The 22,751-nt window shown below is 59.3% G+C and carries 15 protein-coding genes; 5 read left to right on the forward strand and 10 right to left on the reverse strand.

Going from position 1 to position 22,751, the window contains the following annotated elements:
* Positions 1-4: 4 nt before the first annotated feature.
* Genes A4A58_RS26220 through A4A58_RS26235 form a run of 4 tightly spaced genes read right to left on the reverse strand, consistent with a single transcriptional unit; the run spans position 5 to position 5,026 of the window.
* On the reverse strand, positions 5-1,255 hold the full coding sequence (locus A4A58_RS26220; protein WP_068737752.1) for an ABC transporter substrate-binding protein: 1,251 nt from the start codon (positions 1,253-1,255) through the stop codon (positions 5-7).
* Positions 1,256-1,284: 29 nt separating this feature from the next.
* Positions 1,285-3,657, reverse strand: a complete 2,373-nt coding sequence (locus A4A58_RS26225) for a xanthine dehydrogenase family protein molybdopterin-binding subunit (protein WP_068737754.1) — start codon at positions 3,655-3,657, stop codon at positions 1,285-1,287.
* Complete coding sequence (locus A4A58_RS26230) at positions 3,654-4,166, reverse strand: (2Fe-2S)-binding protein (protein WP_068737755.1); 513 nt, start codon at positions 4,164-4,166, stop codon at positions 3,654-3,656. The genes A4A58_RS26225 and A4A58_RS26230 overlap by 4 nt, the downstream gene beginning before the upstream one ends.
* Entirely contained in the window at positions 4,163-5,026 is an 864-nt protein-coding gene (locus A4A58_RS26235; protein WP_068737760.1) for an FAD binding domain-containing protein, read from the reverse strand. The genes A4A58_RS26230 and A4A58_RS26235 overlap by 4 nt, the downstream gene beginning before the upstream one ends.
* A gap of 151 nt (positions 5,027-5,177) precedes the next feature.
* Here A4A58_RS26235 and A4A58_RS26240 point away from each other — a divergent pair, with 151 nt between their 5' ends.
* From A4A58_RS26240 to A4A58_RS26255, 4 genes are all read left to right on the forward strand, one after another.
* Entirely contained in the window at positions 5,178-5,849 is a 672-nt protein-coding gene (locus A4A58_RS26240) for a TetR/AcrR family transcriptional regulator (protein ID WP_244499872.1), read from the forward strand.
* A gap of 583 nt (positions 5,850-6,432) precedes the next feature.
* Positions 6,433-7,872, forward strand: a complete 1,440-nt coding sequence (locus A4A58_RS31200; protein ID WP_192855938.1) for a calcium-binding protein — start codon at positions 6,433-6,435, stop codon at positions 7,870-7,872.
* A 238-nt stretch (positions 7,873-8,110) separates the two neighbouring features.
* A complete protein-coding gene (locus tag A4A58_RS26250; protein WP_068737761.1) occupies positions 8,111-9,910 on the forward strand; it encodes a type I secretion system permease/ATPase in 1,800 nt (599 codons plus the stop codon).
* Positions 9,910-11,394 carry an HlyD family type I secretion periplasmic adaptor subunit gene (locus A4A58_RS26255; protein WP_244499873.1) on the forward strand — a complete coding sequence of 495 codons (1,485 nt, stop codon included), beginning with the start codon at positions 9,910-9,912 and terminating at the stop codon, positions 11,392-11,394. The genes A4A58_RS26250 and A4A58_RS26255 overlap by 1 nt, the downstream gene beginning before the upstream one ends.
* A 181-nt stretch (positions 11,395-11,575) precedes the next feature.
* Here the strand turns inward: A4A58_RS26255 and A4A58_RS26260 are convergent, their stop codons facing one another.
* The 3 genes from A4A58_RS26260 to A4A58_RS26270 are packed head-to-tail and all read right to left on the reverse strand — an operon-like array spanning position 11,576 to position 14,538.
* Complete coding sequence (locus A4A58_RS26260) at positions 11,576-12,196, reverse strand: type VI secretion system-associated protein TagO (RefSeq protein WP_068737762.1); 621 nt, start codon at positions 12,194-12,196, stop codon at positions 11,576-11,578.
* Positions 12,193-13,215: a TAXI family TRAP transporter solute-binding subunit gene (locus tag A4A58_RS26265; protein ID WP_068738001.1), complete on the reverse strand. Its 1,023-nt coding sequence runs from the start codon at positions 13,213-13,215 to the stop codon at positions 12,193-12,195. Before A4A58_RS26265 ends, A4A58_RS26260 begins: the two co-directional genes overlap by 4 nt.
* A 48-nt stretch (positions 13,216-13,263) precedes the next feature.
* The gene (locus tag A4A58_RS26270; protein WP_139069950.1) at positions 13,264-14,538 is read right to left on the reverse strand and encodes a hypothetical protein; all 1,275 of its coding nucleotides are present in this window, start codon (positions 14,536-14,538) and stop codon (positions 13,264-13,266) included.
* Between the two features lie 648 nt (positions 14,539-15,186).
* Between A4A58_RS26270 and A4A58_RS26275 the strand changes: the two genes are divergently transcribed.
* The gene (locus A4A58_RS26275; RefSeq protein WP_068737769.1) at positions 15,187-15,714 is read left to right on the forward strand and encodes a DsrE family protein; all 528 of its coding nucleotides are present in this window, start codon (positions 15,187-15,189) and stop codon (positions 15,712-15,714) included.
* Between the two features lie 55 nt (positions 15,715-15,769).
* On the opposite strand, the gene A4A58_RS26280 is transcribed toward A4A58_RS26275, so the two are convergent.
* The 3 genes from A4A58_RS26280 to A4A58_RS26290 form a co-directional block, all read right to left on the reverse strand.
* Positions 15,770-18,499, reverse strand: a complete 2,730-nt coding sequence (locus A4A58_RS26280; protein ID WP_244499874.1) for a non-ribosomal peptide synthetase — start codon at positions 18,497-18,499, stop codon at positions 15,770-15,772.
* Positions 18,500-18,611: 112 nt separating this feature from the next.
* Positions 18,612-20,777, reverse strand: a complete 2,166-nt coding sequence (locus tag A4A58_RS26285; RefSeq protein ID WP_068737771.1) for a polysaccharide biosynthesis C-terminal domain-containing protein — start codon at positions 20,775-20,777, stop codon at positions 18,612-18,614.
* A 7-nt stretch (positions 20,778-20,784) separates the two neighbouring features.
* Positions 20,785-22,740, reverse strand: coding sequence for an AAA family ATPase (locus tag A4A58_RS26290; protein ID WP_081422074.1), 1,956 nt, complete (start codon positions 22,738-22,740; stop codon positions 20,785-20,787).
* Between the last annotated feature and the right edge of the window lie 11 nt (positions 22,741-22,751).

Here is a 22,751-nt window from a genome sequence, read left to right on the forward strand (position 1 = left end):
TTCGTTAGGCCGGGAAGCCGAGTTCAGTGCAGCCGCGCAGTACGTTTTCCGAAGCCGGCTCATTGGCCACGATACTGAACAGATCGCTGTCGCCCTTCATATCGGCCTTCTTCTTGGACTCGAGCACGAGAACCGACTGGACCGACTGGTGATCGCATTTGCGATAATATTGCGGGCCCTTGGCGACATCGTATTTCAGGCCTTCCAGCGCCGCGATCACCTTGTCGGTGTCGGTACCGCCAGCCACCTGCATCGCCTGCAGCAGCGACGAGACGCCGGTATAGCCATAGGCGCCGTAGTCGGTCGGGATCGCGCCGCCATTGGCCGCGCGATAGGCGTCGTTGAACGCCTTTGCGCTCGGCAACTGGCTCTCAAGGCCCCAATAGTAGTTAGAGCCGCCAACGACCCCTTCGAACACTTCCGGGCTCACCGCCAGTCGCTGATTATGCAGCAATACCGGCACGACTATCTTGGACTGTTGCTTCAAGCCGAAATCAACCGCCTGCTTGATGGAATTGGCCTGGTCGCGGCCGAAATTGCTGATGCACAGGATGTCCGGACGCATCGAGCGCAGACGCGGCATGAAAGTCGAGTAATCCGCGGCGCCGAACGGGTGCATGATCTCGCCGACGGTCTCAGCACCGATTACGGCCTGCGCACGCTTGAAGCCGCGCAGCATTTCATGGCCATAGGCATAGTCGGCCACCAGATGCGCGACCTTGGTACCCTTCTTGAACGCGTGGCGCGCGACGGCACCGGCGGTCATGGTCGGGTTAAGGGCCTCATGGAAGGTGTATTTGCTGAAGTCCTTGACCTCGTTGATCGTGTCGGACTGGCTGATCGAGACATAGAGCACGCCGCGCGCACGCGTCACTTCGTTGACCGCGAGCTGCACGGCGCTGGACAGCGAGCCGACGATGGCATGGACCTTGTCCTTCTCGATCAGTTCGAGCGTGCGGGTCGCCGCTTCGCCGCCGTTGAGCTTGTCATCGCGCACCAGCAATTCGACCTTGCGGCCGTTGACGCCGCCCTTGTCGTTGAACTGCTTGACGGCGAGCTCTGCGCTCTTGACCTGGTCCTTAGCTTCGGCGGCGAACGGGCCGGTCAGCGGCGTCGGAAAGCCGATGCGGATTGTGTCATCGGCAGCGCGTGCGATCCACGGCATGGCGACAACGCTCGCGCCGGTGCCGAGCGCAGCCAGCACATGGCGGCGCGAAATATGATTGCGTTTGGTGTCTCGAATGTCCTTCGTCATGATGTCCTCCGTTTGATTTCTTTTATGGGTCAGATGTGTCCAAGCGCCTTGAGTATTCGTGCAGGTGTCATCGGCACCTGTGCGACCGTGCCTCCGAATGGCTTCATCGCGTCATTGATCGCATTAAGCGCTGCTGCCGATGCCGCAGCCGTACCGGCTTCGCCGACGCCCTTGGCGCCGAGCTGGGTATCCAGCGTCGGCGTCTCGACATGTCCGATTTCGATATCCGGCATCTCCACCGCCATCGGCACGAGATAGTCGGCGAGCGAGCCGTTGGTGAGCTGACCGTTGTCTCCGTAGACGCATTCCTCGAAGAACGCCGCGCCGAGCCCCTGCACGACGCCGCCGCGGATCTGCTCATCGACCAGCAGCGGATTGATGACCCGGCCGCAATCCTCGACCACCCATAGTTTGAGGATCTTGACCAGACCTGTCTCAACATCGAGTTCGAGATGACAGGCCTGGACACCATTGGTGAAGGCAAAAGGATAACCCTGCGGCGCATAATGATGCGCGACCGACAGTTGCGCCTGCGTGCCGGGCGGCAATGTATCCGACCGGAAGTAAGCGATACGCGCGATCTCGGAGAGCTCCATGCGCTGCTGCGCCGTCGCGGCATCGACGATCCAGCCACTGTGGATGTCGAGCTTCTCCGGCTCGTCCTGCAGGATGGCCGCAGCCACGGCCAGCACATTGGCCTTCAGCTTCTTGGCGGCCTGCAACGCCGTTTCGCCGCCGATGCCGGCGCCACGGCAAGCATAGGTCGCACCGCCATGCGGGGTGGTGTCCGTGTCGCCTGTCATCACCTTAATGCGATTGCTGTCGACGCCGAGATGTTCGGCGACGATCTGCCCGATGATGGTCTCGGTGCCCTGCCCGAGTTCGGTCACTGAAATCGAGCAATGAACATCCCCCGACGGCGTGATCTTGATGATGGCGCCATCCTGCGACGAGATGCGCGCACCGCCGACGCCATAGAAGGCAGGACCAGGATTGGTGATTTCCACAAAGGTCGCAATGCCGATACCGCGATGAATGCCTTTAGTGCGCAGCTCCGCCTGCTCGGCGCGCAGCCTGTCGTAGTCCATCATCGCCTTCAGCTTGGCGAGACAGGCATGATGCGACAGTGCTTCGAACTGATAGCCGGTCGGCGACGTGCAGGGATAGGCATCATCCGCAATCATGTTGCGGCTGCGGATGTCGAACACATCCAGCGCCGTCTTGTCGGCGATCATGTCCACCAGCCGCTCCGTCACAGTGCAGGCGACGGGATGCCCGACGGCCCGGTACTGGCTCATCTGCACCTTGTTCTGGAACACCACCTGCAGATCGGCGCGGTAGTTCCTGAATGTGTAGGGCGCACCCATCAGGCGATAGACCTGATTACCTTCGACCACACTGGTGCGCGGATAGGCCGAGAACGCCCCGATGCCTGTAACGTCCTCCACATCCATCGCCAGGATGTTGCCCTCTGCATCGGCCGCCATGCGCGCGCGGACGCGGTGATCTCGCGCGTGAATGTCGGACACGAAAGATTCGATACGATCAGCGACATATTTGACGGGACGGCCAAGCATCATGCTGAGCCCGACCACCGCCATGTCCTCGTGATACATGTGCAGCTTCATGCCGAACGAACCGCCGATGTCCGGTGCGATCACGCGCACGCGGGATTCGGGGATACCGTAGTGGCGTGAGTAGATGTCCTGAAACTGATAAGGCGTCTGCGTGGCATGATGGACCGTCAGCTGTCCCTCACTGGCATCGTAATCGGCGATGATCGCGCGCGGCTCCATGGTGACCGCCGTATGGCGGCCGAAGTGAAACTCCTCCTCCACCACATATGCGGCGCCTGTGAAAATCTCGTCGATGCCGCCGGTATCGATCTTGCCGTGGAAACAGAGATTGCTGCCCAGCTCGGGGGAGATCACTGGCGCATCCGGTTCACGCGCGGCGTCGATATCGACGACGGCAGGCAATTCGTCGAATTCGATAGTGACCGCCTCGGCGGCATCCTCGGCCAGCGCCCGCGTATCCGCCACGACGGCAACCACCGCCTGGCCGGACCACACTACCTTATCGATGGGCAGCGGCAGCTGCGGCGGCGACTTCATGCCCTTGAAGTGATCCATGGTGCCGACCCATGGCGTGCACAGCTTGGCAAGGTCTTCGCCGGTGGCCACCAGCCGCACACCAGGCATCTCGCGCGCGGCCAGCGCGTTAATCGAGACGATACGGGCATGCGCATAAGGGCTGCGTACATAGGCGACATGGAGCATGCGCGGCAGCGTAATGTCGGTGACATAGCGTCCGCGGCCGGCCAAGAGCCGCTTGGCATTGGGGCGCGGTACCGACCGGCCTATATAGGAGTTTGGACGATCGAGCGGGGTCAGTGCGCTCATGCGCCAACCTCCTCGTTTTGCGGCGCAGCCGCGCCGTCATGGCGCTTGCGTGCAACCATCTCGATCGCATCGACGATCGCTTCATAGCCGGTGCAGCGACAGTAATTACCGGACAGCGCGTCGCGAATGTCCTCGCGCGACGGCACACCCGGCTGCGACAGCAGGCTGTGTGCTGTCATCAGCATCCCGGGAGTACAGAATCCACATTGCAGCGCATTGCGCTGATGAAACGCCTCCTGCAGATCGGCAATCGCCGCACGTTCCGACAGGCCCTCGACCGTCTCGATGGTCGAGCCGCTTGCCTGCACCGCGAAGGTCAGACAGGAATGCACGACGCGGCCGTCCAGCACGACGAGGCAGGCGCCGCAGACGCCCATTTCGCAGCCGGTATGGGTGCCGGTGAGCTCCAGTGTCTGGCGCAGGAAATCTGCAAGCGTATTGCGCGGCGCGATTGCATGCGACACGTCGGTGCCGTTGACCTTCATCGTGACATTGACGACATCGCTCATGGCGCCTGCCTCGCGATCTGGCCAAGCAGGCGCCCAAGGAGCACGCGCGCGAGATGGCGCTTCATCGCCGGCGGCACGTGCTCATCCTCGGACGGGTCGAGATCATCGCCAGCGACGGCCTGCGCCGCAGCGATGGTGGCCTGATCCAGCCGCTTGCCGATCAGGATGTCCTCCGCCTGCTGCGCACGGATCGGTGTGCTGCCGACGGCGAAGAACGCAATACGGATTTGCGCGACCGCGTCATCCACGAATTCAGCGAGAATCCCGCAACCAACCAGCGCAAAATCGCCGCGGCGGCGCGCAAGTTCATGAAAGGCCCAGCGATGGCCGGGCCTGACCACCGGCACATGAATGGCAACGAGAAGCTCGCCAGGCTCGATCGCGGTCTGAAACAGATCGACAAAGAAATCATCGGCGGCAACGCGGCGCGTGCCGTCGCGATTGGCGATTTCAAGCTCGGCACCCAGCGCCAGCGTCATCGCGGGAAATTCGGAGGCCGGATCGGCATGCGAGATGCTGCCGCCGATGGTGCCCTTGTTACGGATCGCCGGATGCGCCACATGCGGCGCAGCGTCGCTGTAAAGCGGCGCGTGCGTGCGGATCAAAGGATCGGCCAGCACTTCGCAATGGCGCGTCAATGCGCCGATCCGCAGCCAGTCGCCCTGCAGCTCAACGCCACGCAACGTCTCGATATGAGCAATGTCGATCAGCAATTGCGGCGCCTGCAGACGCAGAGCCAGCGCAGGCACAAGACTCTGGCCGCCCGCGATATAGCTCGCGTCCTCGCCAGAACTCTCAAATGCGTCCAGCGCCTCCATCACCGTGGAGGGCCTCGCATAGCTGAATGCCCGCGCCTTCAAGCCTCAACTCCCGACCGCTTCACCCATCCCAAATTTGTGACCATTTGGTCTGAAATCTAGACCACGCGAAATTCCTGCGGTCAACTAAAAATGACCATTTGGTCTCATTTTCAAATTGGGCTATTCAGAAGTTCCGCAATGCGAAGCCAAAATGGCCAAGAAGCCCGTCAAATCCGCCAAGAGACCACCGCGTCGCAACATGCGCGCAGCGGAGCGCGAGCGCTTCATCGTCGATGAAGCCGTGAAATTCTTCGCCGAACACGGCTTCGGCGGGCAGACGCGCGAACTGGCGAAACGCATGGGCATCACCCATTCGGCGATCTATCGGCACTTCCCGAGCAAGGAAGCGCTGATCGAGCGTGTCTATGAAGAGATCTATCTCAGCCGCTGGTCACCCTCGTGGGCCGGCCTGATCCAGGATCGCACGCTCTCGCTGCAGGCTCGGCTGTCGCGCTTCTATCTCGAATATGTCGAGCAGGTCTTCGAATATAACTGGGTGAGAATCTTCGTCTTCTCCGGCATGAAGTCGTTCGACATCACCAAGCGCTATCTTCAGATCGTCCGCGACCAAATCATCGAGCCCGCCTGCCGCGAGCTTCGTCACGAGTTGAAGCTGCCTTCAAGCGACCAGGTGCCGCTGTCGGAGCGCGAAGTCGAAATGTTCTGGGGTTTGCACGGCCGCATCTTCTATATGGCCATCCGGCGTTTCGTCTACGACACGCCGACACCGGAGCGACTGGACGACATCGTCAACGACGCAGTGAGGGTGTTTCTCGATGGCTCAAAACAGCTGATGCCTGAGCTTGTACAATCGGCATCATGACGTTTGTAGCACAGCCACGCCGGCAGATTGATCAAGTTGATCGAGCACATGAAGTGCATTGACGGAGCCAGGTTCTGCCGCGGCATTGATGTGACCCGGCACTGGCGCAAGCATTTTCCGCCGAAAGAGTGAGATCGCGCCACGCCGACATTACGGGCTTTCCGAAGCGCGACGCTCGAAATGGGCATTGCCGAGGTCGGAGAGAAGCTTGCTGTCATTGTCGCGGGTGCAACTGCAGCAGAGGAAACCGAAACGCGCGTCATCGAGCATCATTTCTCTCAGCGATACTTATGCGCGCGTTTGTGTAGTTCCTTCACCGTATCGGGACTATTGAAAAGTACCGTTGCGAACAGATTGAATCGTTACGTACCGTGCCACCACTTCTCTGATACCAGCCTCCAAGTTTTAGCACAATAAACTCACCGTTTTGCCCAGCGCCGCGCCAAACTCCCGCCTCAAACGTAAACAAACGTTAATCCATGGGCGCTTCGATCGAAGCTAATGCAGAACTGTAGTTACGTACCTGCACTTTCTTTTACGAAGATTCTTGGGGGCTTCGTCAACACAATACAGGGGAACGGTATTGGCAACATTACACTACGCATCCGGAGATAACATTGACTCACAAGGTAACTTCACTCCAGCTCAGGCAGGCTTCAATCTTGCCGACGTTTCGTCGGTAGACCAATTGAATGCTTTGCCGGCAGGTGTGAAGGGCCTCGTCTGGCTCGATCAGGGTGATGGCGTCACCCAGAGCTTCATCGACGCTGTGAAACCTTACATCGGTAATCCCAACGTCTACGGTTTCTTCCTCAAGGACGAGCCAGATCCCACGGGGCAGTGGAATACCCTCGTGACCGCTGCAAACCTGAAGGCTGAGTCCGATTGGATTCACGCCAACGTTCCGGGCGCGAAGACGTTCATCACCATGATGAACATGGGATCTTCAGATAATCCCAGCTTCGCGAATACGTACACTCCGGAAAACACCCACATCGATCTCTTCGGAATCGATCCGTATCCGGTGCGGTCGGATAGTGGGACAGTCGACTACAGCATGATTGACAAGGCTGTAGCTGCGGCTGAGGCTGCCGGGATTCCGCATGCCAGCATCGTTCCGGTCTTTCAGACGTTCGGTGGCGGCAACTGGGTCACCGATTCGGGAGGCCACTACGTGATGCCGACCGCTGCACAGGAGCAGCAAATGCTCGACCATTGGGCGGCGGCGGTCCCGAATCCGGCTTTCGACTACGCTTATGCCTGGGGTTCGCAGAACGGAGACCAGGCGCTCGAGAGTTCGCCAGCGCTCCAGAACGTTTTCCTGCAACACAATACGAGCGGGAACACCACGACGACGGGCTCAACGCCGTCGGATGGCAGCACGCTACCGGTCGAGCCCCCAAGCGACAGCACGACAACGCCGGTCGATACCTCAAGCGGCAGCCCGACGACGCCGGTCGATACTTCCAATGACGGTTCGACGTCGCCGAGCAATCCGTCGACTCCTCCTGTCGTCTCCCAACCAGCGACGACGGATCCGACAACATCTCCGGATACGGATGTCGGCAATTCCAGACACGACCATCATCACAGGCTGGATTTCTCACATCTCACAGATGGGAACACATCTTCCTGGGGCGGACATCATCACCGTGGATCTGCTTCGCAGACTGCAAGCGAGGCAGTGAGTACTGCAACGGATACGGCTTCGACTCCGCCCGTCGCCTCCCAACCAGCGACGGCGGATCCGACAACGTCTCCGGATACGGATGTCGGCAATTCCAGACACGACCACCATCACAGGCTAGATTTCTCACATCTCACAGATGGGAGCACATCTTCCTGGGGCGGACATCATCACCATGGATCTGCAGTGGCTGCTGCGATCGCGGCTGTGAACACTGCAACGGACACGATTGCGAGCGGCATCTCCGATGCAACTCTGGCGCCGTATCTCGATCAGATCAGTCTCCACGGTTCGCATCATTCGAACCACGCGGATCACCATTCGTGGCACTGGTAAGCCTCGGGGGCTGATTTCGTGACAAGGCAGGACATACGGCGGTCCGCCACGCGTATGTAAGCGACTTGGGGGTCCCTTGGGGACCCCCTTGGGGATTATCGCGGCAAGTGTGCCGCGAGGGGAGTGCCGTCTCGCGCAGTGCGAGATGTGTTGAGTACGAGTGCCGTCGCACTCGCTTTTTCGCATGTAATTTCTCTAACCGTTTGTGCCGTCCGATCCGGGCGGCCTGGATGCACACATGTATACTTCAGCAAGACCGCCCGCGCTTGCGGACGCTTTCCGCCAGATACGTCCGGGCCTGCTTGCCGCTGGCGGGCTGTCTATCTTCATAAATCTCTTGGTGTTCGTTTCGCCGCTTTATACGATGCAGATCTACGATCGCGTGCTGACGAGCCGAAACGCGATGACGCTGTTGCTGCTTTCGCTGATCGCGCTCGCGCTTTTCATCAGTTACGCAGCACTTGAGCACTTTCGCAGCCGCGTTCTCGTGCAAACCGGAATCCGCTTCGACCATTTGCTGTCGGGAGAAGCTTTTGAAACGGCTCTCGCGCAGGCGGTGCGCACGGGAAGCTCGCATCATGTTCAGCTGTTGCGCGACGTCGATACATTGCGCGATGTTCTGTCCGGCGGCGTGATCACGTCTCTGATGGACGCACCCTGGACTCCGATTTTTCTCGGCATGTGTTTTCTGCTTCATCCATCGATCGGCATGGTTGCTCTGACAGGCGCGCTGGTCATCCTTGCGCTCGCCTTTCTCAATGAGCGCGCCACCAAAGCGCCGCTGATGGCGGCTTCGTTCAAGAATCTCCACGCTCTGGACCGATTGACGTCCTCGCTTCGTAACGCGGAAGCGATCCGTGGTCTCGGAATGGGGCCTGCCGTACGCGCCGCCTGGGGCGTCACGCATGGACAGGCGCTCGTTGAAAGCGCCAAAGCTGGAGAACGCGGCGGAACGCTGCTCGCAATCTCGAAATTTCTGCGGATGGCGATTCAAGTGGCGATTATGGGCGTCGGGGCCTACCTGGCAATTCATCAGGAGATCTCGGGAGGCGTTCTCTTCGCTGCCTCCCTGATCATGGGGCGTGCGCTGGCACCGGTTGAGGCGGCTGTCGCGCAATGGAGAGCGTTCGTGTCAGCGCGCACGTCTTTTTCCCGCCTCGACGAAGCTCTGCGGACGCGGGCTACAGAAAGACAACCGACGCGATTGCCGCCCCCCGTCGGCAACATCTCCGTCGAGGCTTTGACCGTTATGGTGCCTGGATCGCAGTTGGCGGCGATTTCCGATGTCAGTTTCCGGCTGTCACCTGGCGAAGTTGTTGCGATCGTCGGTGCGTCCGGTTCCGGCAAATCTTCCCTGGCGCGCGCGCTGGTTGGAGCCTGGCCAGCCGCACAGGGTTGCGTACGCGTCGATGGAAATGACATCCGGCATTTCGAGGCCAGTTTCCTTGGGCAAAGTTTCGGTTACCTGCCGCAGGATGTTGAATTATTCGCCGGGACCGTCCGCGACAACATCGCTCGCTTTCGTGACGGCGCCTTGGATGAACAGGTTGTCGAGGCGGCGCAACTGGCTTCGGCGCATGCCATGATCCAGCGGCTGCCGCAGGGCTACGACACTGTCATCGGGGAAAACGGGGCGGGTCTTTCCGGCGGCCAGCGACAACGCATCGGATTGGCTCGCGCGCTTTTTGGAAGGCCCGTCTTCGTCGTACTCGATGAACCAAATGCCAACCTGGACGGCGACGGCGACCGCGCCCTGGCTGATGCCATCCAAATGCTCCGTCAACAGCGCGTAACGATCGTGATCATCAATCACAGACCCAATCTCCTTTCATTGGTGGACAAGATTGTTTTCATGCATGACGGTCGCGTCGGGCGCGCGGGGACCCGCGAAGAGCTTCTTCCGTTGCTTCTTGGCGACACGGTCGCTCCCAAGCGCCACGAACCGCGGGTCGCGGCGGAAGGTCACCGAGTTGATCGGGTCTCGCGCCATGCGCCGTTTTCAAATTCGATGCGGCCTGTCCATGTGACGAGGCAATGATGAATATACCCAAGCTGCGAGCAAAGACTGCCCCTCAAGACGAATTGGCGCGCCTCCTCAGGCGTTTGAGCCATGGCGGTCGCGCGCCTGATGTCCTGCAACGATTCATGGAGATCAAGGCGCAGTCGCTGACCTGGCTATCGAGGGCGTGGCTGTCGATATTCCCGAAGCGCGACGCCGGGAACGCAAATGGCGACCCATCGGGCGATTGGCGAACTCCGGCGAGACGGGGCTTTGGTATCGTGTTCCTGACCTTCGTAGTGTTTGGTGGTTGGGCTGGCCTGGCCTCCATCGATGGTGCCGTCGTGGCTGCAGGCTCGATCGTCGTCGAGAGCGACCGTAAATCCGTTCAGCACCTGGAAGGTGGCATCGTCCAAAGCCTGATGGTGAGGGGCGACGCGCATGTCGAACAGGGACAGGTGCTGTTGCGACTCGATCCAACGCAGGACCGGGCACGGGAGGAGATGGCGCGTTCGGCCGTGTATTCGGCAATCGCGGAAGAGGCGCGCCTGCTTGCGGAAGCCGATGGGGCCGATACGATCACGTTTCCATCCGAACTGACGCAGAAGGCCTCCGATCCCTCTGCGCAGCGTGCCATGGGCGACCAGAAGCGGCGGTTCGAGGAACGCCGCGTCGCGCGAAAGATCGAGGTTTCGATCCTTGAAGAGAAGATCGGACAGGCGCAGCGCCAGATCCAGGGAAACGCTGCGCAAAGCAAGGCTGCACGCGCGCAGTTCGACAGCATGGCGCAGGAATATACCAAGCTCAAGCCGCTCGCCGACCAGGGGATCGTTCCGTTCGCGCGGATTGCGACTCTGGAGCGTTCCAAATCCGACCTTGAGGGCCGAATTGGTTCATACGACGCCGACATCGCGCGCTTCGGACGGATCATCGACGAAGCACGGTTACAGATCAATCAGGTCGGGCAGAAAGTTCTGGAGGAAGCCACCGGTAAGCTTGCCGACACCCGCGCTCAGCTCGCCGACGCGCGCGAGAAGCTGCGCATGGCCGCAGACGTTCTCGGTCGGATGGACGTTCGCGCATCTCGCTCCGGACGTATCGTCAATCTGAAAGTCCACACGGTCGGCGCGGTGATCAAGCCGGGCGACGTCTTGATGGAGATCGTGCCGGACAACGACGTCCTCGTGGTTGCCGCGAAAATATCCTCTCTCGACGTCAATCACGTACAAATCGGCATGCCCACGGAAGTTCGGCTTCCCTCGTTCAAGGCTCGCTCGACGCCGATCGCCATCGGCGAGGTTCTCTCGGTGGCAGCCGATGCGCTTCGCGACGAAGCCACGCACCAGCCTTACTATGAAGTCAAAGTTTCAGTACAAGTGACAAAATTTCCCGACAAAATTCGCGAGAAGCTCAAACCCGGCATGATGGCCGACGTCCTGATCGCGACTGGTGAACGCACCGTTCTTGCCTATCTCATGCAACCGATGACCGATGCGATACGGCGTGGCATGCGGGAGGACTAAGGAGGCCAACCGGCATCGCGACTTGCCGACGCCTCGCCGGCGGCTTGATTCAGTTCAGCATAACCGTCGTTGCCGCAATGCCAAGACATTGCAGATGTTGGAGCGTTGAATGGACGAGCGGGTGCGAGGGGCAGCTGCGAACGGGTCGCGTTGTCCTGCACTCGTTTAGCATCTGCGTCGGTCAGGGCGCGGGCCAGTTGCATGCTGTCGCTATCTTGCGTCGGACTGAATCCAAGCCGACCAATTGAAACGTACTTTCATATGGCAGACCTTTCCCAACGCGGACCTTAACGAGAAGTTGGCTGCCCTCCGGCATTGAGCGGAGCAAGCGAACAACGTCGCCTGGAAAGGCAAGACCTTTCCCCGTTTCTAAAGCCCGCCAGCGCTGTTCAACAACTGGCTCTTCGTTGATCCGGTGCGCGACCTTCACCTCGCCATCCGGGACCTGCTTCCAGGATCCCGTTGTGGAAATTATCAACTCCGTGCGATGGGCGCGACAATGGATGGCGAGCGCGGAGGCAGCATTTTGCGACGCCGCGCGCGCTATCATCAGTGCCTCAATCTGCGGCTGATAATCCACCGGCGAGGTCGTCTCGCTGATGATCCAGTTCGGACTTTGAGACAACGCGGTATCGGGGGTTTCAGCCATCTCCCCCAACAGCTCGTCGACGCATTTCAATCGCTCCATACCTTCAAACTGTGAGCAAATCTTCAGACGATCGATGGCGCCACCGGTTTGAGCAAACACCGCCTGGCTCAGAGCTAAGAGCACAGTCAGACCGAGAGCACCCACATCCTTCATTGGGATCGTCCCGCTGTTACGGCTTGCGGAAGATCAAGCCATTCCTGCGCCGGCTTAAACCGGCTGAGACTCGGCACGCTGGCGCGCAGGTTGACCTCTTTCCATTTCGGATCGAAACCGGGGGACTGCAACCGGTCGAGGCGACTAAACAGGTGATCTACAAGGCGCGCCACGCGCCGGTATCGGTCGGACTGTTGTGGCCAGTTGTAGGCCGCAAGGATGGTGGGGACTGCAATCGTCGCTATCCGCTCACCCTTCGGCACCAGACTCGGATAGTCCGTCGCGTCGATAGACGAAGGAAGATAGTAGTCCTCAAATTTGGCGCCGTATTCGACTGCGAGGAACCTAAATCCGGGATCCCAGCGTCCCTTCAGAAAAGCGTCGACGGGCTTTGACGTCACAAACACAACGGCTGCGATTTCTCCGCGCTTCATTTGCTCCAATGCTACCTGGTGCGGAATGAACATCTTTTCCACGTTTAGTCCCAGCCGGCTGAAGATCAGCGGACCGGAATAGGCGGCTGCCGTACCTTGCGTATTGAAATTCACCTTTTTGCCCTTGAGATCTTCGAGCGACCGGATCTCGGGGCGGACGAATATGTGCAGTTCGGACGGAAAGAGGCTCAGAACGTAGACGATGCGCCGTTCGATAGACGGGACTTGAGCTCTATATTCGTCAAGAGCATCCGTGTTGATGATCGCCGCATCAACGCCTCTAAGATACAGCAGCGAATTGACGTTTTCCGTTGCTCCGCGCGTCACGATCGGGAGGACGTGAAGCTTATCCTCCTCGTTTACGACGCGAGCGATCTCTGCTGCGAGACGAAGCGGAGCCCCTTCAATGAGCCCGCCGGCGAGGCCGACAGTCCATGCATTGATGCGCTCTTTCGCGGCCGTTTCGGTCCTTTTCACCGCCGCCATAGCCTGCGTCTCGCGCGTCGGGAGAGATTGGGCATTGGCGGCCAGTTGCAGCCCGAACGCCGCTAATGCCATAGCAAATGAGAACTTGATGAGCGACATGCGAGTCTCCATTCTCGGAATGACCATCTACGCGTCACGAGCTGGCTGCTATTTCAGCGACTCAATCCTCGCCTTCGCATCCTCAATGCCGCCCGCCTGTGCCTTTTCATACAGTTCGAGTGCCTTTCTGGAATCACCGAGGACCCCACGTGCGCTCCACGATTTCAGCACGCGGGCGTCGTAGGTCTCCGCGAGCATAAAGGCGGCTCGCGCGCTGCCATGTCCAAGAGCGTGTTCAAGCAATGGGCGCGCCCCGCTGATGTCAGCTTGCCGGAGCAATGCGTTCGCCCGAACAAGCAGTCTCTGTTCGTCCGCCACAGAATAGGGAGCGACACTCGCCAGCACGGTTGCCTCTGATGCCACGGGGACTTTCGGCTCCACACTTGGCACGGCTTCGCGAGCGGTCGACCGTGCTTGCGGTGGCGTTTCCAACACGGACGATCGTTCCGCATATGAAGCGACGGCCTGAGTGGAAGCCCACTGCGGCAAGGCGCTCTTTCCCTCGGTCGTCTTCGCACGGGGCTCCGCCGCGCCTTCGTTCCGGCCAGTAGGGGCGGGTTGGCGCGAAGCGAGAGTCTGAGAAGCACTCACGGCAGCAAGCTGCTGGTTTCGAGCCTCCAGTTGGTTCTTAACAAGAGCAAGCTCCTGCACAAGTGCGTCAGCACGCTCGCGCTCGCTGGCAAGAGCTCGCTTCTGCTCTGCTGCCGTGGTGTTGCTGGCCTCCGTCACCCGAAGCACCTCAGCGTGTGCCGCCGCGAGACGGCTGGCATGCTCCTCGATCTGCTGACGCGCCGAGGAGAGCTCGCGGACGACTGCCTCGGTCCGGCTGCGCTCCTTTGCAGATGCGCGCTCTTGTTCGACCTTCGCAGCCTCGACGATCCGCGCAGCCTCCGGCGTCGCGGCACGCGCCGCGTCGAGTTCGGTCCGGAGAGAGATCAATTCACGCTTGAGGGCTTCCGTGCCGTCTTGCTGCTGTTTGAGCTGCTGTTCGAGCGCCTGCTTTTGCTCGATCTCTGCCGCGGTGGCTTTTGCGGCGTCCGAAGCTGCGATCCGCACCGTATCGAGTTCCGCTTGAAGGGAAGCAAGGTCATGGGCGGGCGCGTCTGCCTTCCGCCGCTCCTGCTGTTCGAGCGCCTGCTCTTGCTTGATCTCTGCCTCGGTGGCTTGCACAGCTTTCGAAATCACGATCCGCGCCGCGTCGAGTTCCGTCCGAAGGAAGGCAAGCTCACGCATAAGGTCGATTGTTTTGTCTCGCTCCTGTTCGAGCGCTTGCGTTTGCCTGATCCCTACCTCGATGGCCTGGGCAGATTCCTTGCCTGCCACCCGCGCCGTCTCGAGTTCCGCCCGGAGGGTCGCAAGTTCACCCGCAAGGGCGTCTGCCCTAGCTCGCTCTTGATCAAGCGCGTGTCTTAGCATGGTGTTGGCCGCTTCAGCCGTCGACTGCACCGCATTGAGTTCTGCTCGGGGGGGCGCGACAAGCGTAGGTGCAAGGGCCTCAGCCCTGTTCCGCTCCCGTTCAACGACCAGCCCCCGCTCCCGTGTTTGAGGGGATTCGGAGGCCTGCGCGCGGAATTGGCTTTCACCGCATAGTCCATCCTCCGCAGCCCCAATGAAGACCCACAGGATGCAAGCTCCCGCTGCAGACGAGGCACGCGCAACAGTTCTGCTTGTTACGCGGGAGCCCTCAACAACTTTGGATCGCGGTAGCCAATGCGATGCTACCTCAATTGCCTGTGACCACATCGTGACAACTCAGGTGAGCTTTTATGTGTGACCATTTTCATGACACAGCCTTCATCGACCGTTTGTCGATGTAGCAATGGAAGTAGTCACAATGAGGTAGGCGCACCATCGCGGCAATTAAGTAGATCACGCCTGCATTGCCTGAACTATTCTTGACCCGCTTGTTCGCGCACGATTACGCTGTAGCGCACACTTGAGCCAGCACTCCAGCACACTCAAGGAAACAACATGAACAGATCACTCGTCGTCTTCGCCAGCGTGGCCGCCGTTGGGAGTATCTTGGTGCTGAGCACTCAAACCAGCGGCGCTGTAGAAATCAATACTTCTGCCAAGACTTCTGCCAAAATGAACGTTAACGCCAAGATGACGACTGCGGCCATCCGAACGCAGCCACATCGGCTCGTTGTACAGGTTAACGTCAATGACCCCGCAACAATGAATCTCGCTCTCAATAACGTCAGCAATGCAGCTCAGCACTACAGCGAGATCGGTCAAAAGGTTGGGATCGAAGTGGTCGTTTTTGGACCCGGACTGCATATGCTGCGAGATGACACCTCTCCCGTCAAAGCGCGCATCAAATCCATGAGCGAAACCATGCCACAGCTGACCTTTTCAGCATGCGGGAACACCCGCGAGAATATGGCAAAAGCTGAAGCGAAAGATATTCCTCTTATCCCGCAGGCCAAGGTCACCAAATCCGGAGTGGTACGGCTCATGGAGCTGCAAGAGCGAGGCTGGAGCTACTTGCGACCTTGATCCAGAGGGGGCCTTTGCGATCTGCATCGCCTCGTTCCAATCTGTTGGTCGAAGATCAGGAACAGGACGACGTGATCGCTCGTTCGATGACCGGTCGGTTGACGGTCAAATGCGGGTCGATAACGAGATCGAGATGGCCGCCAGCAATCGGAATAACCTCCAGTTTTGCAAACAGAGAGTCCCATCCGAGGTGTGCTGGTGACCCTCGCCGGTTGCAAAGGAATAGCGTTCCGGTAATTGGCAAGCGAGGTTTGGCACTCGCCACCCAGCGGCCGAATTCCTGCATCCGGAGAATCTCCTCAAGCTCCAACTTGAGCATGAAGCGGGTGCCGGCCAGGTGCGTCCAGATCCTCGCATCGAGAATTCGGCAGAACTTCACCTCCCAGTGAAGTCGAGCAACACATTTTGCGATAGCGCGACACAGCATTCGGTACATCGTAACCCGGTGTGATCTAACTCGCTGCAGCGTACGTGACAGGGTCTCCCGATAGTCACTCCTGCGGGGGCCGATATTCGTGTCAAGAATGCCCAGAAATTTCACCGACCGGCCTTCCGCAATCAGCCGGGCTGCCACTTCAAATGCGACGCCGCCACCCAGTGAATAACCGATTAGACGTATGTCGCCGCGGGGATGAACGGCGTTGATCTGTTCCAGCGCCAACGTCGCCATGTGGTCAACCGAACCGCATCCAGTCAGGGCGGACGTCAGATCCGGGTAACGGATCGGGATCACGTGAGCCGTCTTGCTCAGCTGTGCCCCGAACGCCGCCAGACTCGGGCCGTAACCTATCGAGCCCGGCAACATCACCAGATGAGGCAGGAGTTCCCCGGCGACTTGTTGCCGCTGCGACCGGCCACCTGCAGCGACGATCTGAATCATATCGGCTGCGCTCATGTCCACCGTGAAGGCTTCCATGTTGAGCTCTTGGCCAACCAGCTCTTCCAGCTCCATCACGCATCGCAGAAGCTTGAGGGAATCGCCACCTGCCTCGTCCCAGCGGCTGGCAACGTCGGTCGTACCTAGGATCCGCGTCCATACCTGCGCCACCATTTTTTCGGCTTGCTTCACTTCACCCGCCCCTGGGGGCTGAGGTGGGCCTGGACCTCTTCGGCTCTCGGTATCCAGCACCTTGAGTTTCGCGACGTCTATCTTTCCGCCGGCGAGGCGCGGAAGCTCTGCGATTTCATGCAATCTGGTGGGATGCAATGCGGTCGGAAGCGTCTGCCTGATAACGTCCCGAACGTCAGCCGTGAATGTTGCCTTGGCCTCGACACCTGGCGATGCAAAAATAATCAGCTCGCTTGAATCGGTGACGATGGCGACGGCGTCGCTCACATAGGGAATTCTGCGTACAACAACCTCGAGTTCAGCCGGTTCGACACGCCGTCCATTGATTTTGAGCTGACGCCCCTTTCGTCCCAGCATCTGCATCAATCCGCGCGCATCAACAGTAACAAGGTCGCCTGTCGGGAAGATGCGGCAGCGGTCGTCATCCGGGTCAGGTAATGCAGGGAGCACCTGACCGTTCTCCCAGTAGCCAAGCAGCACATGCACGCCCTTGATGATCAGCTCCCCAACCTCGCCGGTGGGCACAGGCACTCCGTTGTCGTCGACGACGGCAAACGACATTCCGGGAAGCAAATAGCCAACCGGGGGTATGCTGAAATCGCCTTCTTTGCAGTCGTCGGGAAGAAACCACTGCGTGCCGGTGGTTTCGGTCGACGAATAGCTGATCTGAATGAAGCAGGAGGGCTTCACGACCTTTCGGACGAGTGCGACATCCGTCCACAACACCTTCTCGCCGCCGATGCGGACAACCCGAAGCGATTCGAAATCACCGGTATCACTCGCGGCAACCACTGCCCGCAGGAGAGCGGGAACGATATACGTGATCGTTATCTGCTGCGATCGGATCTGACGCAACACGCCGCGAAGGCCAAGGGCCTCGACATCCGCCATATGCAATCTTGCGCCGGTCAACAAGGCCGTGAGCATCTCTCTGGTGCCCGCAATGGTCGTAGGGCCGCTCAGAGGCATGAAGACGTCAGTGGCGTCTATGTGGCATGCATCCGCATATTGCTGGACGCGCTGGAGCAAGCTGCGTTGGCTATTCACAACACCCTTTGGCTGTCCGGTGCTGCCCGAGGTGTAGAGCACGAGGGCAGGTGCATCTACCGAGATCGACTCAAGCGATGCGGTATCGCCGGAAAATTCGTTGGCGCGCGTAATATCGATCCAGCGCAGGCCGTCTTCATCGATCCATTTGGTCGAGCTACTGTCGCCCTGGCCGATCAGTACAGAAATCTGCGCATTTGCAACGATGTGGGCAAGTCGCTGATCCGGATCGCGCGGATTGAGCGGCACCAAGGGGCGCCCTGCGGCCATACATGCAAGCATGGCGATCGGATGCCAGATCGAGTGGCGCAACAACAGGCCGACGGCTCGCCCTTCGGGAGTCACCGCTGCAATCGCCCGGGCCAGCGTCAGAACTCTGATCAGAAAATCCGAATATGTGATTTGGCGGGTGTCGTCGCTGATGGCTACGTTGTTCGGAAATCTCCTTGCCACCGCATCCAGATGCGTAATCGCGGGCACGCCGGCAAATTCACCCCCCATACGATTGAACGGGCGATCGACAGGCCCGCCCACGTCAAGGGGCAATTCGGGGGGGGGCATCCAGAGGGCTTCTGCAGGCTCCCTTAAATCTCCGGAAAGTGCGCGCCCGCCAGCGAACGTCTTCGCGCGTTTCGCCAAGGATCCATCGGGAAATCTCTGAAGTTGCATGACGGTACTCACCGTTGCGGGATGGAGATCGTAGGCCACACGTCGGCTATTGACGTCCTTCGAGTGAATGATAGGGCTGCACCAATTTTCCTGCCTCTATCCAATTACCAGGCTATTCGGCGGCGGCGGGCCGACGAAACTCCACAAAGGCAAAGAGCAGACCGGCCGTCATGTTCACGCGTTTGTAGATGTAGATCGCCATTGCCGTGTTCCAGGCCACATTCGTCACGGCCGTCGCAACGGCGGCACCCATCACGCCAAAGAAAGCAATGCCGATCGCACAGGCGACGACGTTCATGACGGCTCCGATCGCCGTGATTGCGGCTGCTGCCCGCTCATGCCCTGTCATGGTCAGAAGATTTTGCTGCGGACCAGTAGCAGCAGCAAAGATCTGTCCGACGACGAGAATTTGGGCGACCGGAGCTGTTGCAACGAATTCCTCGCCGAAAAAGCGGAGTAGCGGTACCGTCAGCAACAAAAGTGGAAGTGCCAGCACGACTGTTCCAGCCAGCGACAGGACAGTTGCTCGGGCAAACAGACTCTGAAGCGCTGCCTCATTCCGATGAGCGTGAAGCTTCGAGACGTTTGGCGAAAAGAACGTCCCTACTGCCATACGCGGGAGAACAAGAAAAAGAGCTAAATTCAACCCCAGTGCGAAGATGCCGGCCTCGTGGGCATCGCCGGTCCAGCCGAGGATAATCACGCCGGCGCGGCTCATGAGAACCTCAACTCCAATCAAGATCATGACAGGACAGGCAAGATGCCACCAATCGCGGGGCGCATAAGCCGGCACCGCCGAGCGTAGTTGTGGCGGCCAAAGCTTCCGCATGCTCAGTCCAACGATGGCCGCTGTGACGGCAGAGCTTGCCATCAAAGCGATCAAAACCGTTGTCGCATCGATTGGCGTGACGTTGAGTGCCACGGCAAGCAGAAGCAGCACAACCATAAGGCCGTCCCGAACGAAGCGTTCGGGCGCAATTGCCGAAATGACGCCACCCAGCGCGCGTACCGTGGCAGAACCGAGAACGTAAAGCGCTACCAATGGGACGGTCGCCATGCCAACCGCCAGACTGACAGTCAGCTCCCGATGAAGCGTCTCCGACAGGAATAGTGCGATGGCGACTCCGCAGATCGCAATCAACATCCCAACCAACAATGATCGTCCGAATGCAAATTGAATGACTCCGCGCGCCAATGGCCACTTTCCGGTCGCGCTATAGGCCGGCACATATCGCAGCAGAACCGTGTTGAACCCGAGTCCCGCGATGTAGGAGAGAAGGGTCGTCCAGGCCAGGACGTATGAGTAGATGCCGTAACTCGTCGCTCCTATCGTACGGGCAATGACAAGTTGAGCTACGCACGTCAGCCCGGCGCCGCCAACATAGATAACGAATGCCCACAGGCTTGCGCTGGCCATGCGCCGAGCCAGCTCGGGTTGAGCCTGAGCTGTGAAAGTTCCGATCGTCTCGGGCGCCGGCAAAGGTGGCGTGAACTTCTCCGCACAGCGCTCAAAGCTGTCGTCCCCTGCCCCAGGTGACAAACCGACCGCTCCGTCGGGCCTGAACTTGCTGGAGACTTCCTCTTCGATACGATCGAGAGCCTTGGACATCAGGCCGGGATCGAGCGAGTTGATGCAGATCATCTGTTGATGCTCGGCCGCGAGCAGCGAGCCAACGTAGTCAGTAATCGGCTTTGCCTTGAGAAAGGTACCTACATCGGGTTCGAACCATTTCTCCATGTACGTTTTCTGGCGTACTCGCTCATGGAGGCGCTGCTCCAACAATTCCGCCGGAGCATCAAAGCGGATCAGCAGATCTGATCGCGTCCTCATACCGATTGCATGAGCGATCGTCTTCTCGTCTGCTCGGCTAAACAGAGCCAAGGTGCAAACGATCTGCACAAAGCCCTGGTCGAACAAGACGATGCGATCGGGCTTGTGCGAATCTCTCCATATGCAGGAAAACCGGACGACGTATTGGCTAAGCCTGATCCACCAGACGGGATTGCTGGGTGGCATCAGTCGGAGCAAATCCTTCGCCAGACGCAGCCCTCGGGCATTTGCGACAGGACGGCACAAGATTGCGATGGTGGCGAAGATCGCAAGAGTGACGCGCTGCAGCGCTGGAAGAAATCCACCAAAGTTTAGAAGATGATTGGATAGATGCGGCAACGTAAGTACGAGGTCGACTTCATACCCACGGTCACGCAGGCGTTGAGCGAGTGCCTCACTAAAGGTTGTTTTGCCAGCGCCTGGTGGACCGAAAGTCTCGATAATCATGCTGCCCTCAATCGCTTCTTAACCAATTGCGGGGGTTCAGTTTGGGTGATCCGGAGCGCTTCAGTTCGATTGCTTCTCCGCCCCACGTTCTCCAAGTGATTGCTCTCTTCGACCGCTGACGGACTACGCCCCAAGTCCTCTTGAACAGTTGCTGAGCGCGCTCACCGAACTGGTCCTGCTGTGGCGGTTCGACGCGAGTTAAGACCGACGAGAATCTCGTGTTCTGGGCGGGGTTGAGATGCTCCGTCCGAACAAGTTGATGCAGCGCGGTCTGCGCCGCCTCACGATCGGTGCTTCCAGAGTGAATGGCGAGCAAAACATGGTCAGCCCAACTCGCCAGAAGTCTTGCTTCCGGGGCTTCCAGCAGCGAGGGCCCGTCGATGATCACGAAATCATAGGTGTCGCTCAGTTGTCGAAGCAACGAAGGAATCTTGGGGTCGGCGAGAATCCGAAGCCGATGTCCCCCAAACGATGTGGCGGGCAGGTAGTCAATTCCGGACTCATGGATATGTTCGATCGCGTCTGCAAGTGGACGACCATACGCCAGTACACTGAGTAAGTTGGCGCTCTCGCCACCCGGTCGACGAGTGAATTGGCCAAAGTCAAGGAGTAGAGTGCGCCACCCGAGCCGGGCAGCGTAAAGACCAAGGCTCCATGCAAGTGTGGTCTTGCCTTCCCCACCGATGCTGGAGCTGACGAGGACAACACGCTGCGATCGTGGGGTTGCCGGGTCGGAGGCCAGTATGGATACCAGAATGGAGCGGATTGCTCTGGCATAGTGGCTCGCAGGCTCCTCCAAAACATAATGCGGCTGCTTGCCTGGCTCCAGTGGAATCGAAGGTATCAGTCCGGCGCATGGAATACGCAGAGCTTCAGCGGCGTCGGCTTCCGTGTGCAGGGTCCGATCGAAGTGATTCAATACGACTGCGAGAACACAAGCCAGCAGAGCAAAGATAATCGCTGCAGGAGGAATCATAAGTAACGGGTGTAGTGATGTCGGCCGTTCTGGCGGCGTGGCCGTGGCGAGAATACTGACATCTGATTGCGCGGTGAGGCCTTTTGCGGTTAGCTCCTGCCGTCGCCGCAGGAGCGTTTCAAACTGTTGCGCCAGCGTGGTGACCTGCCACTCCAGCGCGGCGCTCCGGGAGGGCGAGGGCTGGCCAAGACGGGAAGCTTTTAGTTCCTCCTCCGCCTTTGCAAGGTCGCGCTGAACTTTGGATGATTGTGTCGCGAGGGAGCTCAAAGCATACTCCACATCGCTTTGCTTCTGACGCGCGACCTCATCGACATACGATTGTGCCACCGTATTAGCGATTTCCGCCGCTCGTTGCGGATTGGAGGCCGTAGAAGTAACGGCGATGATTCTGGATCGCCGCTCCTGGCCAACCTTCAGGCTGCGCTTTAGCGCAGCGAGAGCCGACCCGTCATCGGGCTCGTGGTTCTTGCCAAGTAACAGCTCCTTGGTTGCTGACCATGTACGACGAAAGAACGTGCGCAAGCTTTGCATCCACGTTAGTGACCCCGCTTCAGCACCGTGCCTCGCATCCTCGAGAGCGCGGAGCGTTGGGAGAAGTCTCCGCAGATAGGCGTCGGAAAGCAGCACCGTGACATGTGTGTCGATGGTGGATTCCTCGGCTGCCGGTGTAGGTGCTGCGGACGCGCCACCGGCATTCAAGGCATCGACTGCGCCGGACTGTCGGACGTCAACAGCAAGTTGTGCCGTCGCCAGATAAGAAGGAGACATAAGAAGACCGGCTACTCCAGCCAGCAAGGCGCCGATGACAATCGTCCTGACGACAAGCCGCTTGTACTTCCGCACGCTATCCAACACCCGGTGCAAAGACTGGAGACCGTCATTTGAAGCCAGGGATTGCTCCGTCAGGCGCCGCCCAAATTCGTCCTCTGCCATATCCGGCGAAAGAGCCTGCAGCGGTCGAATGCGTCTTCCTACTAACGCTTCCATAGCTCGCTCCT

Origin of the sequence: Tardiphaga robiniae, from assembly GCF_001618955.1 — a bacterium.
GTDB lineage: Bacteria > Pseudomonadota > Alphaproteobacteria > Rhizobiales > Xanthobacteraceae > Tardiphaga > Tardiphaga robiniae_A.